Below are 14,794 nucleotides of genomic sequence, written 5' to 3' on the forward strand. Positions count from 1 at the left end.
TCTATATTTGCTGTTGCTTCATCAAAGATTATGATGTCCGCGTCTTTTAGCATGGCTCTTGCAATGGAAATTCTTTGTTTTTCTCCGCCTGATAGACTTGCTCCACCTTCTCCAATGATAGTGTTATATCCTTCTGGTAAAGCTTCTATAAATTCATGGCACCTTGCCTTCTTTGCAGCTTGAACTACTTCTTCATGGCTTGCATTTTGTTTTCCAAATTTTATATTGTTTTCAATTGTATCTTCAAAGAGATAGACGTCTTGAAATACCATGGAAATAGAATTCATTAAGTTTTCTATCTTATAGTCCTGAATATTCTTTCCACCTATTAAAATTTCGCCAGAATTTACATCCCAAAATCTTGCAATAAGATTGCAAAATGTAGTCTTGCCAGATCCAGATGGTCCTACAATAGCAGTCATGGTATTTTCTTTTATCTCTGCTGATACATTTTTTAAAATTGGTCTATCATCATAAGAAAAAGAAACATTTTTAAAGACTATATTGTGATTTTTTATTGGCTCTGTAATACTTCCTTCTTTCATATCTTCCATATCATTTACATAAGAATAAGAATCTATTGCATTCTCAACCATTCTTAGCATTGCAATAGCAGATCCAGATGTAATAAGTCCGTCAAATATTACAAAACTTGCTATAAGTATCATAATAGTATTGACTATTTGACCATTTTCAACAAAATATAATTTTATTGAAATAAACAACATCAAACAAATTGTTATAGCTATTATGATTTTAGCTAATAAACTATATGGCATTATAGTTTTTTCTAAATCAAAAGAATATTCACTAGCACTATCAAAGCTCTTGTCAAGTTTTTTATTATTACTTCCTCGTAGATTATATGATTTTATAATTTGCATTCCTTGCAATGTTGATAAGACTTCTTTGGTAAGTGATACCTGAATCTCATGAATCTTATCTGCATTTTTACTTGACCTTTTTTGCATACGAGCAATGATCATTAAAAATACAATAGAACCAACTATTGCTACAATACCTACCTTATAAGAAAACAAAAATAAGGATAAGATAAAAACAATAGCATTAAGCATGCCACCGAAAACCATAATACACAAAGTTGGAACCCAAGTCTCTACATTATCTAAGTTAGTAGTCGCAATAGTTGTTAAATTTCCTAAACTTAAACTTGAGAAGAATCCCATGGGAACTTTTTTTATTTTTTCACCTAATTCAATTCTCTTGTGTCCAGCCATAAAATATCCGGCATGTGTTTGTTTGAGCATAGAGGAATTTTTTGAAATAATTACTCCTGCTATACTAATTAATAAAAATAAACTTGATATTCCTATTGTTTTAAAGCTTATATCCTTGTTTACTATCCCAAAAATCGCATAATAAATGGCTGCAAATTGTAGAGCATTAAAAATAGAACCGAAAAAATTAGCAAAGATTGATTTTTTTAGATACACTTGTTCTTCAATAGAAAAATTCCATATTTTTTTAAAAACACTAAGCATTTTCTTCTCCTTTCAAGGCAGTTTCCCAAAGATTGTGATAATCTTTTGATTCCTTCAAAAGCTCTTCATGACTTCCTTTACATGCAAGTTCTCCATTTTTAATTACAAATATATTATCTACATCTGTTATTGTCTTTAAACGATGGGCAATTATAATTAGAGTTTTCCCTTTAACAAGCTCTGATATTGCATCTTTAATCAAGGCTTCATTTTCAGGATCGATATAAGAGGTAGCCTCGTCTAAAATAACTATTGGAGCATTCTTTATCATAGCTCTTGCAATTGATATTCTTTGCCTTTCTCCTCCAGACAAATGTTTACCAGCTTCTCCTACCCTTGTATCATATCCATTTGACAAGTTCATTATAAAATCATGGCAGGCTGCTTTCTTACATACTTCAATTATTTCCTCATCACTGGCATTTTTATTTCCTATTCTGATGTTATCTTTAATTGACATATCAAAAAGAAAATTATCTTGTGCTACATAGGAAATAACAGTAGATAACTTTTCAAGGGACATATCTTTGATATTTACATTTCCTATACTTATAGAACCACTATCTACGTCCCAAAATCCTGAAATTAGTTTTGCAATAGTCGACTTACCCGAACCCGATTCGCCTACTAAAGCATTCACACTTCCTTCTTCTATGTTTAAATTTATATTGCTTAGGACTTGCTTGTCTTTTTCATAAGAAAAATCTACGTTTTTCATCTCTATATTATGATTTTTTATATCTAAATTTGCATTTTTATGAGATAAATCTCTCGCAGAAAGTATATTTTTAATCTCCTCGAAAATAGTTGACATTCTTCCAATATCATCTTCAAAAGTCATTACTCTCATAATATTTTGGATAGTCCCAAAAGAAAGGATTATCAATGTTAAAAATACACCACCATCTAGTGAACCATTCATACAGAAATATAAACCAAATGGTATAATTGTCAAAATACCAACTGGAGCAATAGACATACTTATCGCATAGTCTCTTGTATTTTCTCCCATCCAATCATAATAGTAATTTGCCTTTTTATACACATTGTCCCTGTATTTTCTATAAGATTTTTCGCCTTGATTAAATGTTTTAATAACCTCTATTCCATTTATATATTCAACCACGGAATTATTCATATCTTGGCCAATTTTAACTGCTTGTGGAAACTTTACCTTCATTCTTTTCATCGGCCCTGTCATAAAAAATCCACCAATAACTAATGGAATTAAAGATATTAAACTTAGTCTATAATCTAAAATTAACATGTAAACAAATAATATTATAGGTCCGATTAAATTAGCTGTCATCTCAGGTATCATATGAGCCAATGTTGTTTCAGTATTATCGACTTGATTTACAATTATGTCTTTTAACTTACCAGTAGATTCATTCAATATATCTCCTAATGGCATATTAAATAATTTTTCCATAAGGCTTTTTCTTATATCTCGTATTATTTTATAGGCTGTTTTATGAGAAATCATTGTTGACAAAAACATAAACACTTCTTTGATTATAAGACATGAAAGTATCAAGAAAATTTTATTTATATAGTAATAAAAATCTTGGCTACCATCAATTAATGATATAATCATCTTACTTAGAATAATATATACAAAAAGATTTGAAATTACTCCAAGTATTGCAAACAAGACAGAAATAAAATATGGTGCTTTATTTCTCTTAATGTATTTTTTTAATAGATCCATAAATTTAACTCCTTTCATCATCTTTTTTCATTACATTTATAAAATAAGTCTCTATCATTTCAGTTAGATATATCTTATTTTTTGTAAAATTCTCACGTGCATTCAAAATTTCGCAAGCCATCAATCCAGAATTCATAATATTAATAATAAATTCAAATGTTTCATCAGAAGGTAACACGTTAAACAAAGTAGAAAACAATTCTTTAAATACTTGTATGGACTCTTTTTTTATTTTCACATATAATTCTTTCAGATCATCATTTTCTTTTAACTCACATAAAAACATAACATAAAGCTTTACATAATCATTATCTGCAAGTATCTTGTCTATAATCATTCTTGAAAACAACTGTGGACTTAATATTAATCCTTCATCATAAATTGATTTTTGAATAATATCTTTTCTATTTAAATTACCTTCCATCATAATGTCGTATAAGATTTCATGCGTAGAACCATAATGATGATACAAGCCACCTCTAGAAAGCCCAGTAGCTTCCATAATGTCATTCATAACTGTATTTCTAAATCCCTTATCCAAAAAGACTTTAATAGCTGCTTGTCTAATCTGCTTTTTTCTTTCATCAGCTTCCATTTTCATTTCATAAATAACCTCCAAACCGACACTCTTGTCGGTATTATTGTATCAACTCTGATAATCATTGTCAATAGCTTCGCTTATACTTCTTTATTAATTTCTTTAAATGCGGTATAATTAATAAAACTGAATAAACGCTTAACGCTTATAACTTTAATAGCAAGCACAGTAAGTGTACGGACACTTACGAAAAATTAATGGAGCAGACCTTTACGGAATGCTCCATTTTTTTAATTTTTACCTTGTTAGGGAGAACCCTAAGACCCCAATAATTTATGATAAGGAGATATACTATGGATAATAGAAAAAGAAATAATCAACTAAAAATATATTTAACAGATGAAGAAAAAGAAGTTTTTGAAAAGAAAATGAAACTTGCTAATTGCAAAACTATGTCCCACTTTCTTAGGAAATGTGTATTAGAAAAAGAAATTTATGTTGTAGATTTAGAACCATTTAGAAACCTACAATGGCTACTTTCAAATGCAACAAATAATATAAATCAGATTGCAAAAGCTACTAATACAACTGGTGTTATTTACAAAAATGAAATTGAATCAATGAATAAACAGATAGAAAAATTATCAAAAGAAATATGGCAGATCCATTCCCTACTTCTTAATAAATCAAAAGAAAGTTCTGGTGATTAGTATGGCAATTACAAAAATACATCCTATAAAATCAACTCTAAATTTGGCAATAGACTATATAACTAAGAGTGAAAAAACTGATGAAAAAATCTTGGTATCTTCATTCAAATGTCATCCATCTACTGCACACATTCAATTTATGAAAACACGAGAAGACAATGATACTAAAGGTACAGTTTTGGCTAGACATTTAATTCAATCTTTTCTACCAGGAGAGGTTGATCCTATAAAAGCTAATGAAATTGGAATGGAATTATGTAAGAAAATTTTAAAAGAAGATTATGAATTTGTTCTTGCAACTCATATAGATAGAGGGCATATCCATAACCATATTATTTTTAATAATGTTAATTATAAGACTGGTAAATGCTACCAATCTAACAAAAAAACTTACCATAAAATCAGGTATCAAAGTGATGAATTGTGTAAAGAAAATAAGCTTTCAGTCATTGATAAATATTATGAAGCTTACAAAAGAAAATATAAAACTTCTGGTAAATCCTGGTATGAATATGACCAAAACAAGAAAGGAAATTCTTGGAAGTCTAAACTGCAATTTGATATAGATAGAATGATTAATAAGTCTAACTCGTGGAAAGAGTTTTTAGAAAATATGAAATCTCTTGATTATGAAATTAAGTTTGGTAAACATATTGCTTTTCGTCATAAAGATAAGCAAAGATTTACAAGAGCAAAGACTATCGGAGAAGATTATACTGAAGATAAAATTAAAGAAAGAATAGATTTAGCTATTATGAACAAAGCTAATCCTATTAAAAAACGTGTAGGAAATGTTATTGATATATCTACTAATGAAAAAGTACAATCCTCTAAAGGTTACGAAGTCTGGGCAAGAAAACACAATATCAAAACAATGGCTGATTCAATAATAAAACTTAGAGAGCAAGGAATTAATTCAATTACTCAACTCGATGATCTAATCAAAAAATCTGCTGATGATAGACAAGACTTATTAGATAAAATAAAGAAAATCGAAAGTGAAATGAAGAGTTTATCCCAAGATATGGAAAATATAAATACTATAAATAAGTATCGTGAAATATATAAATACCACAAGAAAAATCCTGAAGATAAGCAATTTGCTGAAGAATATTATAGCGAACTTTCAGTCTATAAAATAGCTGCTAAAGAGATCTTGGAAAGCTATAAAAAACTACCAAATACAAAAGAAATATTAACCAAACTAGATAAATTACAAGAAAAAAAGAACACCCTCATGCAAGAGTATTCTTTGAATAAAGAACAATTTTCTGACCTTGTTCAATATAGGAAAAACTATGAAAATTATTATGGGAAGGAAGTGGAGAGGTAAAAAGATATAAGCGGATAAACTTATAGCTTTTTAAACTATTTATAAATTTTTAAATCTAAACTTATTATCTCACTTAAACAGATCCTACTAGATGACCTACAAACATTGCTATAGGAAGTAATAAGATTAAAAGTAGATTCAATATTATAAATAATTTGTCCTTTTCCTTTACCCCAAATGTTAAACCTATTAGCCCAATAATTGAGCAGACAAACATTAAAGTGAGTCTAGTTTGTCTAAGACTTGTATAGCTTTCAAATATTCCTACTGGAAGTAGGTAAGAAATAACAAATATTACAAGTCCAAGTTGAAATATCTTCTTGCTTAATTTATATTTAATAAATACTCCTCTTTCTTTGAAATTATTCTGTTCTAATCAAATCAATTGTTGGTCTGTCTAAAATTCTCTTTAAGGAAAAATTATAGATTAGTAAGTTGATTGCGTATACCACAATAGAAAATCCAAGAAATAATTTATAGTCATAATATCTTATTAATATATTAAGACTTAAATTAGGAGCTATACGAGATATTACAAGCATGACTCCTAATGTGGTTATTCCCACAACAATAAATGATTTTATTTGCTCTTCTATAAACTCTTTTCTATAAATATTCTTTAACTCATCTACGTCCATACCGCATGAATAAAGGCTGCCAATTTCCTTCTTTCTACTCATAAGACATAAATTAATGGATGAATAACCATTTGTCACATTGAGAATAAAAATAATGAAAGCCATCGCAAATGCGACTTTCTTTAAAGATTCTAGATCACTTTTTCGATTCATTTCAATATCTGCTTTTGTGTTAATATCGTACTTTTCATTTGGCATTATCGATTCTCTTATCTTATTATCCAAATAATCCTTTACATTTCTCATCTCCGAGTCTTTTACATTCATATTTAATACATACGGAGCATTAATAAATTCTTCATCTTTTGACTCATCCATAAGTTGGAAGAATGTATCGAAATCTGTGTAGATTTTTACATAAAATGGTAAAGTTATTGAATCATAGTTTCCCAAATCATCTATAGTTTTAGAAATTTTTATACTTTTTTGAAAATTCTCCCCTATCTGTAAGTTTATATCTTTCGGATTATTAAAATATGGTATTTTATTTGCTTTAGCTACTGGAGTGTTTGGGTTTTCTTGTACCATATTATAAAGAATAAATTCTCCCTTACTTGCCCCAAATTTACTAAAGTCTTCATCTTCTAAAGCTATAAGCATCCCATTCAACTGGCTTGAATGACTCTTTTTCAAATAATACTCTAACTTTTGATCCAAAGACTTACTAATAGCTTCTTTGGACAATTCTAAATCATTATCTACCTGAATATAACTTTCTTTTGAAACATAGGACTTTTTATTTGGAATTTCTCGCTGAATTTCTTTAAAAACTTTAGGAACTTTCTTATTCTCACTATAATAACTAGCTATTACATTGTAGCCTGCATCATAGTAAGAAAAATCTCTGTTATATTTAGCCACTGTAATAATAATGACTAAAACAGAAATTATAATGACACCAATAGCAGAAATATAACGCTGTGATTTAATACTATCAAGGTTATTTGATTTTAATTCTTTCCATAAGCTCCCATATCTTTTTTTCTTAAAGCTATCAAAGTTTAAATTTCCCTTTATACCTTCAATAATAGGTATTTTTGAAACTTTCTTTGCTGGTTGAATAATAGAAAATACTACTACTAAAAGAGCTACTGTAACAATCGCTAGGCTAAGTAAAGGACTGAAATAACTAGATACCAAGTTTTCGACCCCTTGATCAATCTCAAGATGCCTAAACAATTTTAAGATAAGACAGTATCCAAAGATATGACCAATTAATATAGGTAGAACAGATAGGAAAATACCTTCTTTTAATAGTAACAAGTATATCTGAAAATCCGTAGTGCCTATAGACTTATATACAGAAAGTTCCTTGATTTTCCTAAAAGCCCACACCTTGAATATATTTTTTACAAAAAATACAAATAGTAATATAGCCCCTATTACAGAAAGAATGGTTCCTAATTCAGTTAAAATATTATGGGGAAAGTCATACTCAACACCGTAATAATCTATTAAATTAGAATTGAAAGTTAAGGGAACATCTCTACCTAATTTTTTATTGATTTCATTTTGTAGATTTACTTTGTTATCATAAGCCTTTTCAAAAGAATTAAACTTTAATACTACTTTGCCTGGATCCTCTTCATTTTTCAGTGCTAAAGCATAATTAACTCTACTGTATTTATTATAGACATCTTCATAAATTCCAACCAGCTCAAAGTCTTTGCTAAAACTAAGATTGTAAAACTCCTTATCAGTAAAAGTACTTATGGCATCTATCTCTTTACCCTCTATTAGTCTATGCCCAAAATCAAGCTGTATTTTATCTCCTAATTTTAGCTTATTTTTTTCGACTAGACTTTTCGATAATACTATTTCTCCATCACTTTTAGCAAAGTGCCCTTCAAGTAAATCTGAATGCTCTCTCATTTTATTTATATCATTATCTTGATAATTTACGGCAATCAAATCATTCTTGTACTTTGCCGATTCAGGATTTATGGACATTTCACCTACAAATTCTATATTATTAATATCTTTTATTTTTTCAATATCATTACTTGTTAAGTTCCCTTCAAGTTCTGCATCATAAAAATTTACGGTCATGAAACTTTCATTATTATATTTAACAATTGTATAACTATAATAAAAAACCACAGTAAAAAACAAACTTACAATAAATAAGGAAATAAAAATAGGAAAATTCTTCTTATTCATTTCTTTCATCTCCTACAATTTTTCCATCTACTATTGTAATAATTCGATTTGCTTGTAAGGCTATTTCTTCGTCATGGGTGATTAGGATAATCGTCTGTTTTAAAGTCTTGTTAAAATATTTAAAGATTTCTATAATTTCCTTAGAATTTTTTCTGTCCAAATTACCTGTTGGTTCATCCGCCAATATGATAGATGGATTATAGATAAGACTTCTCGCTATGGCAACTCTCTGCTGCTGACCTCCTGAAAGCTCACTTGGAAAAGAGTCAAGTTTACTTTCTATACCAAGTTTTTTTACTATATCTGAAAATTCATCTTGATTGATTTTCCTTTTATCAAGTTTTAATGGAAGTTCTATATTGTGACGAACTGTTAAGTTGGGAATCAAATTATAAAATTGATAAATTAGTCCGACTTTTCTTCTTCTAAAGTAGGCTAATTCTTTTGAAGAATACTTTGATATGTCGTTACCATCTATATAAACCTTTCCATCATCTGGACTATCTACTCCTCCAATAATATGTAAAAGCGTTGATTTACCAGATCCACTTGGTCCAACAATAGCGACAAATTCTCCTCTGTCAATTTCAAGGTTGACACCGTCTAAGGCAATGACCTTAGAATTACCCTCGCCGTATTCTTTTCTTAAATTTTCTACTTTTAAAATTTCCATACTTTCCTCCTTAATTTAAGGTAAGTATATAAAAGTAAAGTGATTTTTAGGTGACATTGTAAAATTTTATTTCAAATCTTGCTCCAGCATCAATATTTGAAACAGAAATTTCTCCCTTGTTTTTTTCGACAATTGTCTTCGCCATAGCAAGACCAATTCCAAAACCATTTGAGTCGGGCGTTTTATAAAAGCGTTTGAAGATTTTTTTAATATTCTCTTTTTCTATTCCTCCGCCATTGTCTTCAATGATTAAGCTTGTATAGAGGGGATTTTTGTAAGATGAAATTGTGATTTCATCACAAGTCGGTCTATTATCAGCATTTTTCATAATATTAATAAGAGCTTCTGCTATCCAATAAAAATCTCCACAAATACTATTTTCCTTTAAATTCTTCTCTATTTTTATATTGATAGATCTCTTTAAGCCTAAACTGTCTATAGCATAATCTACCAGTTCTTCTAAACGAATTTCTTCTTTTTTCATTAAATCTTTGTTTGCATCAAGGCTTGATAATTTGAGCAAAATATCTGATAAAGAGTTTAATCTTAATAGTTGTCTTTTTAATATCTCTATATCATCCTTATCTGGAAAATCCATCTCCAAATTTTCTATGGAAAAAAGCATAGATGTAATAGGAGTTTTGATTTGATGGGCGATATCTTCTAGGTATTCGATTTGCTTTTCGCTATTTTTACTACTTGTCTCTTTGGCTTCTACTATTTCTATAAAAAGCTTGTAAATTTTATCTTCTAAAATTGAAAAATCATCTTGCTTCATAGGAATTTTATATTCTTGGTTTTTCATATTTTCTATCAGATCTATAAGCTCATTTATTCTATTTTTCTTTCTTTTTTCTAAAAAATAATAAAGAAGTCCCAGACTTATTATCCAAAATACATATATCATCTAATCCATCCTATATCCAATTCCTCTAACAGTAGAAATTACTTCCTTATCAAGTTTTTCTCTAATTCTCTTAATAGTTGATGTGAGAGTATTGTCATTTACAAACCTATCCCTGTCTTCCCAAAACATTTCAAGAAGCTGACCTCTTGTATAAACCCTGTGAGGATTTTTAATAAATAAGACTAGGATTTCAAATTCAAGTGGAGTTAGGTCTATTTGATTCCCTTTAAAATAAACTTTTGAATCATTTAAATCTATTTTGATATCCTTATAAGTAATTTTTTTGTCTTGACTTAGAGGTATTGTCCTTAAAACCGCATCAATTCTTGCCCTTAATATTGCAAGGGAAAATGGTTTAGTTAAATAGTCGTCTGCTCCTTGATCTAGGGCGGCAATTATAAAATCTTCATCATTTTTTACAGTTGTTACAATAACTCTTATTTCCTTATCTTTTAATCTTTCTATCAAATGTTGACCGTCTTTATCTGGCAAATTTATGTCCAATAGTGCCACATCCATGTCTACATTCATCTTATAGGTCGCTTCGTAAAAAGATGATGCAAGCTCTACTTCATAACCATTATTAATTAAATACTTTTCCATTTGTAAAGCAATTTCTTTATTATCCTCTATAATCAAAACACTCTTCATTCTAACCCTTTCATGTATCAACTTTGAAATCTATTAAAAATTTTTGTTTTACAGCATTGGTCTATAAGCAAATTAAAGCTAACAAATAATTAAATATAAAATATAAAATTCTAAATTATAATAAAAATATCATTAACGAATCTGATTAATGTAAATTATTAAGGTAATTAATATATAATCTTACAGCTTATAAAAAAATCTTTTTAACTTTATTTTTCTAAAGCTTCCTTATAGATTAAAATTTTATGTTTAAATGAGTCTATTCCACCTTCCATGTGATTTATTATTTCTTTTTTTATAGCTACTTCACCAGGATAGCCTTGATTTTTCACCCATCCATGTACTCCATCAGAATCCATTACTAACACACAGTCTGACATTGCATTAGTTACAATTGTTGCACTATGAGTTGCAATTATAACTTGTCTATCATTTTTAGTTTTCCTTAGCTGCTGAACAAGATTTTTATAAATATATCTGCTATCCAAATTATCCTCTGGTTGGTCAATAACAATCGGTCTGAAATCATTGTTATATTTCCCATATCCTAATATAAAGTCTAACATTGCTACGACTTTTTGACCTAATGATAAGTTTTTTATATCTTTATAAATCTCTTGAAGATTTTTATTGTCTTCCCTACTATTAATATTAAATAGGATAGTGTATTCTTCAAGTTTTCTAAAGTAGTTTTTAAAATATCCAATCCATGTATCTATATTTTTATCGTCAGTTGCATATATTAATAAATCTGATATTAATGTCTTAGCAATATCAGCATTAATAATTGTTTTATTGGAATCTATTACTTTAAAACTACTTTCTTCTGTAAATTCTAAAAACTCTTTGGGATTTATCCAAGAAGAATCTTTATTTATTGATGATTTCAAAAAATTAATCAATCCTTTTTTATCTATTATATAAAATATAAACCCCTCTAAATTTTCCCTCTTAATATTATATCTATTAATAATACTTGGAAATTTGCTTTTATAAATTTCTTCTATGGGGTACTCAAGCACTAAATCATTTTGAATATAATCGATTTTTAATGTTCCTTTTTGAGTTTCATTAAAAGGATCTAGTACCTTTTTTACATCTTCTCTTCTATTTTTTAAAATACTTTCTATATCTCTTAGAAATTTAGATAAACCTGATTTAGCTTTAATTTTTATTTTATTTTCAAATGGTTCTAACTCTTTATTTTTAAACATCAAATCATAAATAAACCTGTTAATTTCATCTCCACTTGCATATCTAACAAGATCATTAACAGAATACCTATTATCATAAAGTTCTGATAGGACTTTTGTTTTATTACGTACTTTTTCAATATTGCTAATATCCATCTCTTTAACATTACTACAAGTTATCTTATATACGTTCAAATACTTTTTAAGCATATATTTTTTAATTCTGTCTCTATTAAAATAATATCTTCTTCCATATTGATAAGGGCGTTCCTCTTCAAATCGGCTTAAAATATTATCATCATCTTCTTTATAAGGACTTATAAACTCAACAATATACTCATCTTTATCACATTGAAATAATAAATATACATTCCCATGCTTACAAATAAAATCTAAAAGATTCTCATCATGAACACTTTGTGTCATTACAAAATCAATTGTTTCAAGAACAGTACTCTTGCCAGTTCCTCTTCCCCCTATCAAGCAATTTAAAGAATCTGAAAATTTTACGGTAAAATCTCCATCTTTCTTTTTATTAGATAGAAAACCAGATTCTTCAAACATTACATATAAGCCTTCTATATAAACTTTATTTTTATTCATGTTCTCATAACTTACAGAAATATCAAAATCAATTAAAGCTTCTTTTAACATTTGAAAGTTAATATCACTTCCCTTAATCCAAAAAAAATTATTGTCTAATGTATCAATTGAATGTGAGTCATTGTCAATTAAAAAATTTACATCCTCTCTATAATTTTTCATGAAGTTTTTTGCACCATTGATTTGATTCCTGTTTTTTAAACCAACAATTCTTGTGTTTTCACTGGAAAATAATTTCTTTTTATACGCTCCACTTAAAAACTTATCTTTATTTATATTAGATGAGTATATATGAGCTATATAAGTTATCGCTCCTAAACTCGAAAAAAAATCCATAACTTCTAAACTAGTAACATACACACCGTCTTTTTCAGAAATCAATTTTTCATCTAGCCACTTAATTACTTCCTCTTCATTATTCTTATCGTCATCTAATATTGCTACTACATGAAGCTTGTCAGCACATGATATTTCTATTCCTCGAAATAATATTGTTTCAACATTATATTTAGCTTTTAACTTTTTTAGATGATGTATACATATTTTTAATTTGTCTATACCCTCAAATGTATTATGATCTGTGACAACTGCTATCTCATATTGATTTATTAGTAATTCATTAGCTAACAATAAAAAAGCATATATTTCTTTTTTGCTTTCAAAAATATCAAAATCTTCACCAAACTTTACATCTCTTTTTCCATTTATGAGCGGGATAATACTTCTTTCATAAATTATATCTTCTAATTCTTTTTCACTTATTTTTTTATATCCATCTGTGCCTAAATTCTCCATTAATTTATAATCATGAGAGGCTGGTGTGTGAATATGAAATATTGACTTCCTAGGAAATCCAAAATTATCTCTAGTTTTTTTTATATGCTTATATGCTTCTATAACTTCACCGTAAGTTCTTGTATCTTCAGCCATACTTCTCCTTTATAATCCATAACATTTAACAATAATTATTATATAAAATAATCACCCTGATTTTCTGCTGCCATTTTAAAATCAATAGAATTTTCCAGATAATGTAGATTAAATCCTCCTTGTTTAAATCCATAGCAACCAACTCCTGCTGATGAAAATAAAGAAATATAGGTAAGAGCATTATTTATCATTTATTTTAACTCCATTTTTATATTCAATAATATCTCCAATATCACATTGAAAATACTCACAAATTTTTCCTAATGTTTCCAAACTTACATTTTCGTCTCTTCCCATTTTTGCTATTGTCTTAGGTGTTGTTGCAATTGCACATTGTAAGTCAGTTTTTTTCATATTTTTATCTATTAATAACTTCCATAATTTATTATATGAAAATCCCATATTATTCTCCAATTCTATATTTTATCTTTCTAAAGGTATAGATTAACTACCTAATTATAGCATATAACTCAGATTTATTTCAATTATATAATTTACTGCGTTAAACTGAGCAAAAAAATAAAGGCAGTCCGAAGACTGCCGATATTTATCTTTCTGCACCTTTGCTATGGTCTTTCTTATTTGACTTAGTTTTATCGTCTGTCTTAAAGCTTTTTATTTGCCCTAATATGGACTTTTTATCTTTATTTTGACTCTTTACTTGTTCTTTTGCTTTTAAGAGCTTAGAAGACAAGATACGAACATTCTTATGTTCCTTTCCGTTGTTATCAATGCTTGTTTTTACTTGTCCGAAGATTTTAACAAAATCTCCTTGTTTTAGATTCTCTAAATCTTTTGTCTTATCTCCATAGGCTGAACAATTGGTATAAACTTTATTTCCATCATCATCTTTTGAAACAATTGAGAAATTACTTACTTTAAACTTTTCTCCATTTGCATTTTCTCTTTCAAGATTCTCTACTTTTCCAGCTATATTACCCACGAGATTAATAAGATCATCTTTTTCTTCAAGTCCATTGATATTTTCAACAATCTTACCTTGTTCTTTCATATCATCAATCATATAGTCAAAGTCATCACTTAATAAACCTGTTGTGTCATTGTTCATATATAAAACATAGACTTCTTCAAGTGCCTTTTCATCATTAACACCTTTTTCTATACTCACAAGTGCTTTTATAAAATCCTTGTAGTTATCATTCATCATTTCTTCTAAGTTTTTTCTAATATCTTTGTATTCCATAATTTCCTCCTTGTACTAAATAAGGAGAACCTTTCGCCCTC

14 protein-coding genes are annotated in these 14,794 nt (G+C 28.2%); 2 read left to right on the plus strand and 12 right to left on the minus strand.

Features of this window, described 5'->3' with window-relative positions; all coding sequences use genetic code 11:
• The 3 genes from HMPREF3023_RS00055 to HMPREF3023_RS00065 form a co-directional block, all read right to left on the minus strand.
• The coding region (locus HMPREF3023_RS00055; RefSeq protein WP_070699846.1) for an ABC transporter ATP-binding protein at nucleotides 1-1,502 on the minus strand (1,502 nt) is incomplete at its 3' end.
• Nucleotides 1,495-3,213: an ABC transporter ATP-binding protein gene (locus HMPREF3023_RS00060; RefSeq protein WP_070699847.1), complete on the minus strand. Its 1,719-nt coding sequence runs from the start codon at nucleotides 3,211-3,213 to the stop codon at nucleotides 1,495-1,497. The genes HMPREF3023_RS00055 and HMPREF3023_RS00060, both read right to left, overlap by 8 nt.
• 4 nt (nucleotides 3,214-3,217) lie before the next feature.
• A complete protein-coding gene (locus HMPREF3023_RS00065; RefSeq protein WP_070699848.1) occupies nucleotides 3,218-3,814 on the minus strand; it encodes a TetR/AcrR family transcriptional regulator in 597 nt (198 codons plus the stop codon).
• A gap of 290 nt (nucleotides 3,815-4,104) precedes the next feature.
• Here HMPREF3023_RS00065 and mobC point away from each other — a divergent pair, with 290 nt between their 5' ends.
• On the plus strand, nucleotides 4,105-4,461 hold the full coding sequence (gene mobC, locus HMPREF3023_RS00070; protein WP_070699849.1) for a plasmid mobilization protein: 357 nt from the start codon (nucleotides 4,105-4,107) through the stop codon (nucleotides 4,459-4,461).
• A 1-nt stretch (nucleotide 4,462) separates the two neighbouring features.
• Nucleotides 4,463-5,794, plus strand: coding sequence for a relaxase/mobilization nuclease domain-containing protein (locus HMPREF3023_RS00075; protein ID WP_070699850.1), 1,332 nt, complete (start codon nucleotides 4,463-4,465; stop codon nucleotides 5,792-5,794).
• A gap of 73 nt (nucleotides 5,795-5,867) precedes the next feature.
• On the opposite strand, the gene HMPREF3023_RS09580 is transcribed toward HMPREF3023_RS00075, so the two are convergent.
• The 9 genes from HMPREF3023_RS09580 to HMPREF3023_RS00110 form a co-directional block, all read right to left on the minus strand.
• Nucleotides 5,868-6,134 (minus strand): hypothetical protein, encoded by a 267-nt coding sequence (locus tag HMPREF3023_RS09580; RefSeq protein WP_083315472.1) that lies wholly within the window; start codon nucleotides 6,132-6,134, stop codon nucleotides 5,868-5,870.
• A gap of 22 nt (nucleotides 6,135-6,156) precedes the next feature.
• Nucleotides 6,157-8,592, minus strand: a complete 2,436-nt coding sequence (locus tag HMPREF3023_RS00080; RefSeq protein ID WP_070699851.1) for an ABC transporter permease — start codon at nucleotides 8,590-8,592, stop codon at nucleotides 6,157-6,159.
• Entirely contained in the window at nucleotides 8,585-9,265 is a 681-nt protein-coding gene (locus HMPREF3023_RS00085) for an ABC transporter ATP-binding protein (RefSeq protein ID WP_070699852.1), read from the minus strand. Before HMPREF3023_RS00085 ends, HMPREF3023_RS00080 begins: the two co-directional genes overlap by 8 nt.
• Nucleotides 9,266-9,311: 46 nt before the next feature.
• Entirely contained in the window at nucleotides 9,312-10,172 is an 861-nt protein-coding gene (locus tag HMPREF3023_RS00090; RefSeq protein WP_070699853.1) for a sensor histidine kinase, read from the minus strand.
• Nucleotides 10,173-10,823 (minus strand): response regulator transcription factor, encoded by a 651-nt coding sequence (locus HMPREF3023_RS00095; protein ID WP_070699854.1) that lies wholly within the window; start codon nucleotides 10,821-10,823, stop codon nucleotides 10,173-10,175.
• A 209-nt stretch (nucleotides 10,824-11,032) separates the two neighbouring features.
• Complete coding sequence (locus HMPREF3023_RS00100) at nucleotides 11,033-13,549, minus strand: Spaf_1101 family AAA-like ATPase (RefSeq protein ID WP_070699855.1); 2,517 nt, start codon at nucleotides 13,547-13,549, stop codon at nucleotides 11,033-11,035.
• Between the two features lie 38 nt (nucleotides 13,550-13,587).
• A complete protein-coding gene (locus HMPREF3023_RS09515) occupies nucleotides 13,588-13,740 on the minus strand; it encodes a DNA cytosine methyltransferase (RefSeq protein WP_195217785.1) in 153 nt (50 codons plus the stop codon).
• Nucleotides 13,730-13,951, minus strand: coding sequence for a helix-turn-helix domain-containing protein (locus HMPREF3023_RS00105; RefSeq protein ID WP_070606340.1), 222 nt, complete (start codon nucleotides 13,949-13,951; stop codon nucleotides 13,730-13,732). Before HMPREF3023_RS00105 ends, HMPREF3023_RS09515 begins: the two co-directional genes overlap by 11 nt.
• A gap of 145 nt (nucleotides 13,952-14,096) precedes the next feature.
• Nucleotides 14,097-14,753, minus strand: a complete 657-nt coding sequence (locus HMPREF3023_RS00110) for a DNA-binding protein (RefSeq protein ID WP_070699856.1) — start codon at nucleotides 14,751-14,753, stop codon at nucleotides 14,097-14,099.
• Nucleotides 14,754-14,794: the final 41 nt, after the last annotated feature.

It is taken from the genome of Peptoniphilus sp. HMSC075B08 (assembly GCF_001815405.1).
Lineage (GTDB): Bacteria > Bacillota > Clostridia > Tissierellales > Peptoniphilaceae > Peptoniphilus_A > Peptoniphilus_A harei.